This is a genomic window from Streptomyces sp. CO7 (genome assembly GCF_053474865.1).
Genome location: NZ_JBRIOU010000005.1, coordinates 137,065 through 144,220 on the forward strand (window position 1 = coordinate 137,065; position 7,156 = coordinate 144,220).

Genomic DNA, 7,156 nt, shown 5'->3' on the forward strand with positions numbered 1-7,156 from the left:
GGAAGGAGGGACGGGCGGGCCGGCGGCTGCCGGACCTGGTGAACACGGCGGTCCTGCAGACCCTGCCCCGGACCGTCAACACGGGCATGGGCGCCGTCCTCATCCTCGCCGCCCTGGCCGTGCTCGGCGGCGACACGCTCACCGACTTCGCCCTCGCCGCCCTGATCGGCGTCGTGGTCGGCACGTACTCGTCCGTCTTCGTGGCCGCACCGCTCGCGCTGGAAGGGGGGCCTCGGGCCGTCGCCACCGGCCGCCCGCCCCCGCTCACTCCGCCCTCGCCGGGGGCTCAGTCAGCCGCCGGGTCCGGCACCGGAAGCACCCCGACGCCCTCGCGGCGCTCGAAGATCAGGTGCGTCTCCGTCTGCCGCACCACCCGGTGCACGGTGACGTGCAGGAGGACGAAGTCCCGCAGTGCCTCGGCGTCCGCCACCGCGACGTGCAGGTAGAAGTCGTCCGCCCCCGCCACGTGGAACACCTGGATGACCCCCGGCGTCTTCACCAGGCTCGCGTACAGCCGGTTCACGTGCTCCGCGTTGTGCCGCTCCAGCCGCACCTTGATCAGCGCCTGCAGCGGGTGTCCGAGCGCCGCGAAGTCGAGCCGCAGCGTGGTCCCCTCCACCACCCCGCGTTCGCGCAGCGCCCGCACCCGGTAGGCGCAGGTCGACTCGGCGAGACCCAGGCGGCGGGCCAGGGCCTTGTTGGTCAGCTCGGGATCCTCGGCGAGCAGACCGACGATCCGGCGGTCCAGCTCGTCGAGAAGCGGCCGCTGCTCTCGTTTTTTCAACAGATTCCCCAGGACGACGGGCGGCCGATCTCACCGATGACGTCCAATGTCGCCGGGCTCGTTGCCGATTCTGCAGCGATCATGCGTCTTTCCTGTTTCCGGTGCAACGCTCCCGCCATGGGCATCTCTCCTGAGCGCTTCGAGACGCTGGCCGTCCACGCCGGACGCGCGGACCTGACCGAGCTGGGCGTGCACGCGCCTCCGATCGACCTGTCCTCCACCAATCCGCTCCCCGACATCGAGCGGGGCGGCGACTCCTACGAGTCGATGGCCACCGGCGGCCGTCCGCTGCCCGACGGCGGCGCGGTCTACCAGCGCCTGTGGAACCCCACCGTCGCCCGCTTCGAAACCGCCCTGGCCGACCTCGAGCAGGCCGAGGCGGCGGTCGCCTTCGCCTCCGGCATGGCCGCCACCACCGCCGCGATCCTCGCCCTGACCGGTGAGAGCGGCAAGCGCCACATCGTGGCCGTCCGCCCCCTGTACGGCGGCACCGACCACCTGCTCGCCTCCGGCCTGCTCGGCGTGGAGACCACCTTCTGCGGCCCCGCCGAGGTGGCCGGCGCGCTCGCCGCCCGCCCCGACACGGCCCTCGTCATCCTCGAGACGCCCGCCAACCCCACCCTCGACCTGGTCGACATCGCCGGCGTCGTGCGGCAGGCCGGGCCGGTGCCGGTGATGGTCGACAACACCTTCGCCACGCCCGTGCTGCAGAACCCCGTCACGCTGGGCGCCTCGCTGGTCCTGCACAGCGCCACCAAGTACCTCGGCGGGCACGGCGACGTGATCGGCGGCGTCATCGCCTGCGACGAGACGACCGCCGAGGCGCTGCGCCGGGTGCGGGCGATCACCGGCGCCCTGCTGCACCCGCTGGCCGGCTACCTCCTGCACCGCGGCCTGGCCACCCTGCCCACCCGGGTCCGCGCCCAGCAGGAGACCGCCCGCGAACTGGCCTCCTGGCTCGGCGGCCACCCGGCCGTGGAGCGCGTCTTCTTCCCCGACCTGGACTCCGCCGTGCTCGCGGACGGCCGCACCGGCTCGCTGCGCCACCAGATGCGCGGCCCCGGCGCGATGATCTCCGTCGCGCTGCGCGGCGGCTACGAGGCGGCCAAGCGGCTGACCTCCTCGCTCTCCCTGTTCACCCACGCCGTCTCGCTCGGCGGCGTGGACTCCCTGGTCCAGCACCCGGCCGCGCTCACCCACCGCCCGGTGGCGCCCGAGGCGCGCCCCTCGGCCAACGTGGTGCGCCTGTCCATCGGCCTGGAGCACGTCGACGACCTGATCGCCGATCTCGAGACGGCACTCGCGCCGGCCGCGGACCCCACGCTCCCCTCGGTCACGCCCGCGGTCCTTCCGCTCTCCGCGCACGCCACCGAACCGCTGTCGGCCCCGGTACCGGACCCGGCGCCGGTGAGCTGACGCCCCAGAACCACGGCGGCGGGACATCTTTGGGAGGGGAATGCCCCGCCGCCGTGCGCGCCGCCGTCCCGAGTGCCGCGTGCTCCCGGGCCTCGTCCCCGCCCCTCCGGTGTCGAACCCGCATCGGATGACCTCAACTCCCCTTCTTCCTGGTTCTGTTCTGGGATGCTCGCGCCGGAACGTGACGGAGCAGGTGGACGGGGGACCGATGAGGGGCGAACGACGGGCACGCCGGGCGTGGGTGATCTGGCTGTTGCTGCCGGCCGTGGTCCTGGTCGGCTGCGGCCGCAAGGGCGGACGGTTCGACATCGATCTGCCCGGCGGTGGCTCCGACGGCGGCACGAGCAGCAGCAGCGGCGGCTACGGCGCGGAGACGACCACCGGCCCGGAGCCGGTCGACACGACCCAGGACGCGTTCCGTGCCGTCACCGCCGGGACCTGTCTGCCGGTGAACAGGACCGGCGAGCAGTGGAGCCGGCCCACCCCGCCGGACCCGGTGAGCTGCCGCACCGAGCGGGCGGACCTCTTCCACGTCGACAACGTGCACACCCTGCCCGCGACCTGCCCCTCCGGCGTGGGCCGCGCGGAGTGGACGCACCGGTCCTCGATCACCGGGGAGACGACCACCTTGTGCCTCGACCGCGTCTGGGTGAAGAACTACTGCGTGCTCGCCGAGCAGGAGGGCGACAAGATCACCTCCATCGGCGACACCACCGCGGTCGACTGCGACGCCACCAAGGTGTCGGTCCCCTACAACCAAGTGCTCGTGGTCTCCGGCGCGTACAAAGCGCCGCCCGGCGCGAACGCCGACGACTGCGTGACCGGGGCGGGCGACCGCCGCTGGTACTGGTCCCTGCTCGCCGACGACGGGGACACCCTCGTCTGCTTCACCCGGCCCAACGCGCGGCGGTGACGCCCGGGTCCCGGCGGCACCCGGTCCTCAGCCGCTCCCGCCCCCGGTGACCAGCAGCGCCACCAGCGTGGCGACCAGCGCCAGGACCCCGCCGAAGGCCAGCAGCAGCGAAGGCGTCCGCAGCTCACCGGTGTTCGGCCCGGTGGGGTCCGGGGGCGTTCCGGGCGGGTGCACGATCCCGTCCGGGGTCTCCTGCGCCGCGTCCCAGCCCTCGATGCAGGCCTCGACGCACTCCCCGCACGTCGCCTGCTCCGGGTCCTGCGCACGCGGCGTCCACGCATCGATGGGCGCGTCGCACATGGCGACCGCGTCCCCCTTCACCGCGATGTGCACCACCGGTTCCCACATACAACTGTCCCCTCGTCGCACGGCGCCCGACGGGCCACCGTGCGCCCGCGCGGGAACCCCCACCCCCGAACGATCGTCCGAGCGCACTCTCACACGGCCCCCGGCCGCCCGGCCAGACCGCGGTCATCACCAACGGTGGTCTGGTACATGACAGTTACGCTGTGGCCGGTGTGCCGACGGCATTCCCGTGGGGGGAAACGGCACAGCACATGGGGGTTGGAATGACGCAGACGGTGGAGATCGACATCGAGCGACTGGTCGGCGCGACGCTGACGGTGCTCGCCGCGGCCGTGGAGCCGGCGGCGGGGACCGGCGCGGCCGAGGGGACCGGCGCGGTCCACGACGGTGGGTCCGCGCGGTCGCTGGTGCGGGAGGGGCTCGACGGCACCGCGGAAGGACGCGAGGCCCTGGAGGAGTTCGAGGCGCAGCCCTCGGACCCGGCGGCGCGGCGGCGGCTGGGGGCCGCGCTGGCCGGCGCGGTCTACGCGGACCCGGCGTTCCGGCAGGCGCTGACCGAGGAGCTGACCCGCACGGCCGCGGCCGGCCCGGCGGGCGGGGCCAGGCCGTCGTGGCGATCCAAGCGGGCGGTCCTGATCCCGGCGGCCCTGGTCGTGGCGCTGGGCCTGACGGCGTACGGCGTTCTCGGCACGGCCGGCGGCGACGAGGCCGCACTGAAGCCCGTCACCAGTGTGAAGGCCGCCGACGCGATCGTGCCGGACTCGTCCGCCGTGCTGATCGCCGGCTGGGAACTGGGGCCGCGTGAGGTGCAGACCAAGCGGCCGAAGAAGGGCTCGTACGACCCGCCGCTGTTCGGCGGGGTGGCGTACCTGGGGCCGCATTACGACGTCACCGTGTCCATGGGCTTCTTCGAGGACGAGGACGACGCCGTCGCCGCGTTCGCCCACGACGACATGGACTGGATGGACGACAGGGACGGCAGGGCGACCGCGCTTGCGGCGGACGCGCCGAAGATGGGCGACGAGAGCATGGCTCGCGTCTACTCCGTGCCGGTGCGGGAGGCGACGGCGGCCGTCGTGCGGGTCGGGACCGTGGTGTGCAGGGTGCACTCGGACTACGCCTACGGAGACGCCGACCCCGACGGCGTGTTCGCCTTCGCCCGGATGTGCGCGAAGCGCGCCGAGCAGGCCCAGCGGGGGCAGGAGGTGGACGCGGAGGTCAAGGGCCTCTCCTGACCGCGGCCACGGGCGGGGCGTCCGCCTCGCCCGTGCGCCGTTGCCGCCACGACCCGCTCACGTCGGAGCCCTCGCAGGCGGCACGTCCGCCCGCAAGGGCTCCCTGGCGTCCCGTCACCCGGCGACGGTCGACGTCGTGCCGTGGACGGCCACCCCGAAGCGACGACCGATTCCGTCGCCGCCGCGCGACAAGGCCGTCGGGGACGAACCCGGCCCCACCGTTCGGGACGAATCCGTGCCCCGCGGACGTCACGCCGGAACGAGGCCCGCAGGCGCCGCCCGAGCCCCATGACCTGGGAGAACGCGGCCATCACGCTCGCCCCGGCCGCCGCTCCCGCCCCGGACGCCGACCGCTTCACGCCACCGGAGTGCGAACAGCGGCATCCGTCTCAACCTGCATCTCTTGATCCCGCTGTGACGATCGGTCACACGGACGGGACATTGCGCGTGGCCCGTCACCGGCGGATGCGCCTTCCCCACATCGCTGGGCGGGGGGTCCGCTCCTTGCCATCGTGATGGCTCGTCGGGGGTCACCGAAGGCCCTCGGAGCACGGCGGTGGTCATCCGTCACACGAGGATCCCGGGGGAAGCATGTCTTCGAACAGCAACGTCACGCGCCGCACTCGCATCGCTCTGACAGGAGTCGCCGCCGCGGGTGTCGCGGCCGGCGCGATCGCCTTCGTGCCCTCCTTCACCGACAGCGGCACCGGCAGACACGTCGCCGTGAAGGAAGCGGCCTACGGGGCGGAGCCGGAGGCCGACAGCAAGCTGGTCACTCAGGCCGGCGACCTGGAGACCAAGGCCGCGGCCACCATCACCCGCGACCAGATGATCGCCCGGGCGAAGACCTGGCTGACCGCCAACAACGGCAAGCCGGTCCCGTACAGCATGGAGCGGAACTGGAAGGACGGCTACCGCCAGGACTGCTCGGGCTACGTCTCCATGGCCCTCGCCCTGAACAAACCGGGCCTGAACACGGTCGGGCTCGCCACGAACAGCAGCGTGACCAAGCGCCTCAGCAGCGTCAGCCAGCTGCAGAAGGGCGACCTGCTGATCGACTACAGCACCACCGACGGCGACTTCCGCCACGTGGTGATCTTCGAGAAGTGGGCCAACACGGCGCACAGCGCCTACTGGGCCTACGAGCAGCGCGGCACCTACGGCACCACCCACCGCCAGCTCAAGTACGGCATCGGCAACGACAACTACGACCCGTTCCGTCCGGTGAAGTTCGGTGGCGGCGGGACCGTGCCCGCCCCGGCCCCTGCGCCCAGCGTGGCCTGGCCGGTCCTCAAGAGCGGCTCCTCGGGCGCCGACGTGCGCTCGGCGCAGTACCTGCTGAAGGCGCAGGGCTACACGCTCGACGCGGACGCCAGCTTCGGCCCGAGGACGAAGTCCGCGGTGGTCGCCTTCCAGAAGGCCCGCGGCCTCTCCGCAGACGGTGTCATCGGCCCGCTCACCTGGGCCAAGCTGATCAGGACCGTGCAGTCCGGCTCCTCCGGCTCGGCGGTCAAGGCGGCCCAGACCCAGCTGAACGTCTACAACTACGGCCTGAGCGTCGACGGTTCGTTCGGCACGAAGACCAAGTCCGCGACGACCGCCTTCCAGTCCAAGCACAGCCTCACGGTGGACGGCGTCATCGGCCCGAACACCTGGCGCGTCCTGCTCGGCAGCCGCTGAGCACCCACTTCGCAGCAGCGCCGAGCGCACTCCTGCCGCCGGCCGCTGAACCCACCCGTCCCGGCAGCCGCTGACCCGCGGCCCCGCCGACCGACTCACGGCCCCTTCCCCGCCACCGCGGAGGGAGGGGCCGTCGGCGTGCGGCGCCACCCGGCTGGAGTATTGTCCGCCTGTTCGAGGCGGGGGCGAGACCCCCGCTGTACCTGCAGGGGACGGCGCGGGAGGGGTGTCATGGACGGGTTCGGCCAGTCGACCGACAGCAACTGGAAGCTCACCTACGACGAGGGCGGGGTCCTCGCGGGCCGGTGGTGGAAGTGGGCCCTGTCCGCTCCCGACGACCGGAGCCCGGTCAGCGACACGACGGGTGAGCACGCCGACTGGAAGCAGCCGAAGGACCTCTGGTTCCTCGCCGGAACCTACGGCGGCCGCGTGACGCGGCGCTGCACGGTGCCCTCCGCCCTGCCGCTGTTCTTCCCCGTGATCAACATGCAGTACGTGGCGCGGTACGAGGGAAGGTTCGAGCGCATGACGGTCGCGAAGGCCACCGCCGCGCTCAACGGCGTCCCGATCGACCTGCGCGAGTTCGCCGGGCCGTTCCGCACGGGGCTGACCCGCCGTTACGCGTGGGGAGTCTGGGGCGCCATCGCCCCGCTGCCCCCGGGCGAGTACGTCCTGGAGATCAAGGGCGAGTCCACGTCCGGCTTCTGGGTCGACACGACCTACCACCTGGACGTCCGGGCCTCCTGAGCACGCGCGGGGCTCCGGCGGTAGGGAGGCCGGGCGGCTGGGGTCGGACGGCGGGGTTGGCGGCGGGGGTCGGAC

Annotated in this window: 7 protein-coding genes and 1 pseudogene; 6 read left to right on the plus strand and 2 right to left on the minus strand. The window is 73.0% G+C overall.

Going from position 1 to position 7,156, the window contains the following annotated elements; all coding sequences use genetic code 11:
* Nucleotides 1-224 (plus strand): annotated as a pseudogene (locus tag ACOV8S_RS18965) (hypothetical protein); the annotation flags it as partial.
* 62 nt (nucleotides 225-286) lie between these two features.
* Here the strand turns inward: ACOV8S_RS18965 and ACOV8S_RS18970 are convergent.
* Nucleotides 287-784 carry an Lrp/AsnC family transcriptional regulator gene (locus ACOV8S_RS18970; RefSeq protein WP_448318995.1) on the minus strand — a complete coding sequence of 166 codons (498 nt, stop codon included), beginning with the start codon at nucleotides 782-784 and terminating at the stop codon, nucleotides 287-289.
* Nucleotides 785-901: 117 nt separating this feature from the next.
* On the opposite strand from ACOV8S_RS18970, the gene ACOV8S_RS18975 reads away from it, so the two are divergent.
* Together ACOV8S_RS18975 and ACOV8S_RS18980 are read left to right on the plus strand one after the other, a co-directional pair.
* Nucleotides 902-2,200: a trans-sulfuration enzyme family protein gene (locus tag ACOV8S_RS18975; RefSeq protein WP_448318996.1), complete on the plus strand. Its 1,299-nt coding sequence runs from the start codon at nucleotides 902-904 to the stop codon at nucleotides 2,198-2,200.
* A gap of 208 nt (nucleotides 2,201-2,408) precedes the next feature.
* Entirely contained in the window at nucleotides 2,409-3,113 is a 705-nt protein-coding gene (locus ACOV8S_RS18980) for a hypothetical protein (RefSeq protein ID WP_448318997.1), read from the plus strand.
* Nucleotides 3,114-3,140: 27 nt separating this feature from the next.
* Here ACOV8S_RS18980 and ACOV8S_RS18985 read toward each other — a convergent pair whose 3' ends face one another.
* Entirely contained in the window at nucleotides 3,141-3,461 is a 321-nt protein-coding gene (locus tag ACOV8S_RS18985) for a hypothetical protein (protein WP_448318998.1), read from the minus strand.
* A gap of 221 nt (nucleotides 3,462-3,682) precedes the next feature.
* On the opposite strand from ACOV8S_RS18985, the gene ACOV8S_RS18990 reads away from it, so the two are divergent.
* From ACOV8S_RS18990 to ACOV8S_RS19000, 3 genes are all read left to right on the plus strand, one after another.
* The gene (locus tag ACOV8S_RS18990) at nucleotides 3,683-4,654 is read left to right on the plus strand and encodes a hypothetical protein (RefSeq protein ID WP_448318999.1); all 972 of its coding nucleotides are present in this window, start codon (nucleotides 3,683-3,685) and stop codon (nucleotides 4,652-4,654) included.
* A gap of 591 nt (nucleotides 4,655-5,245) precedes the next feature.
* Nucleotides 5,246-6,334: a C40 family peptidase gene (locus ACOV8S_RS18995; protein ID WP_448319000.1), complete on the plus strand. Its 1,089-nt coding sequence runs from the start codon at nucleotides 5,246-5,248 to the stop codon at nucleotides 6,332-6,334.
* 231 nt (nucleotides 6,335-6,565) lie between these two features.
* On the plus strand, nucleotides 6,566-7,081 hold the full coding sequence (locus ACOV8S_RS19000; protein ID WP_448319001.1) for a hypothetical protein: 516 nt from the start codon (nucleotides 6,566-6,568) through the stop codon (nucleotides 7,079-7,081).
* The last annotated feature ends 75 nt before the right edge of the window (nucleotides 7,082-7,156 follow it).

What these genes read in the sequence shown, in the direction of transcription:
- ACOV8S_RS18985 (WP_448318998.1), bottom strand. Translation starts at nt 3,461, where the DNA reads ATGTGGGAACCGGTGGTGCACATCGCGGTGAAGGGGGACGCGGTCGCC.
- ACOV8S_RS18980 (WP_448318997.1), top strand. Translation starts at nt 2,409, where the DNA reads ATGAGGGGCGAACGACGGGCACGCCGGGCGTGGGTGATCTGGCTGTTG.
- ACOV8S_RS18975 (WP_448318996.1), top strand. Translation starts at nt 902, where the DNA reads ATGGGCATCTCTCCTGAGCGCTTCGAGACGCTGGCCGTCCACGCCGGA.
- ACOV8S_RS19000 (WP_448319001.1), top strand. Translation starts at nt 6,566, where the DNA reads ATGGACGGGTTCGGCCAGTCGACCGACAGCAACTGGAAGCTCACCTAC.
- ACOV8S_RS18995 (WP_448319000.1), top strand. Translation starts at nt 5,246, where the DNA reads ATGTCTTCGAACAGCAACGTCACGCGCCGCACTCGCATCGCTCTGACA.
- ACOV8S_RS18990 (WP_448318999.1), top strand. Translation starts at nt 3,683, where the DNA reads ATGACGCAGACGGTGGAGATCGACATCGAGCGACTGGTCGGCGCGACG.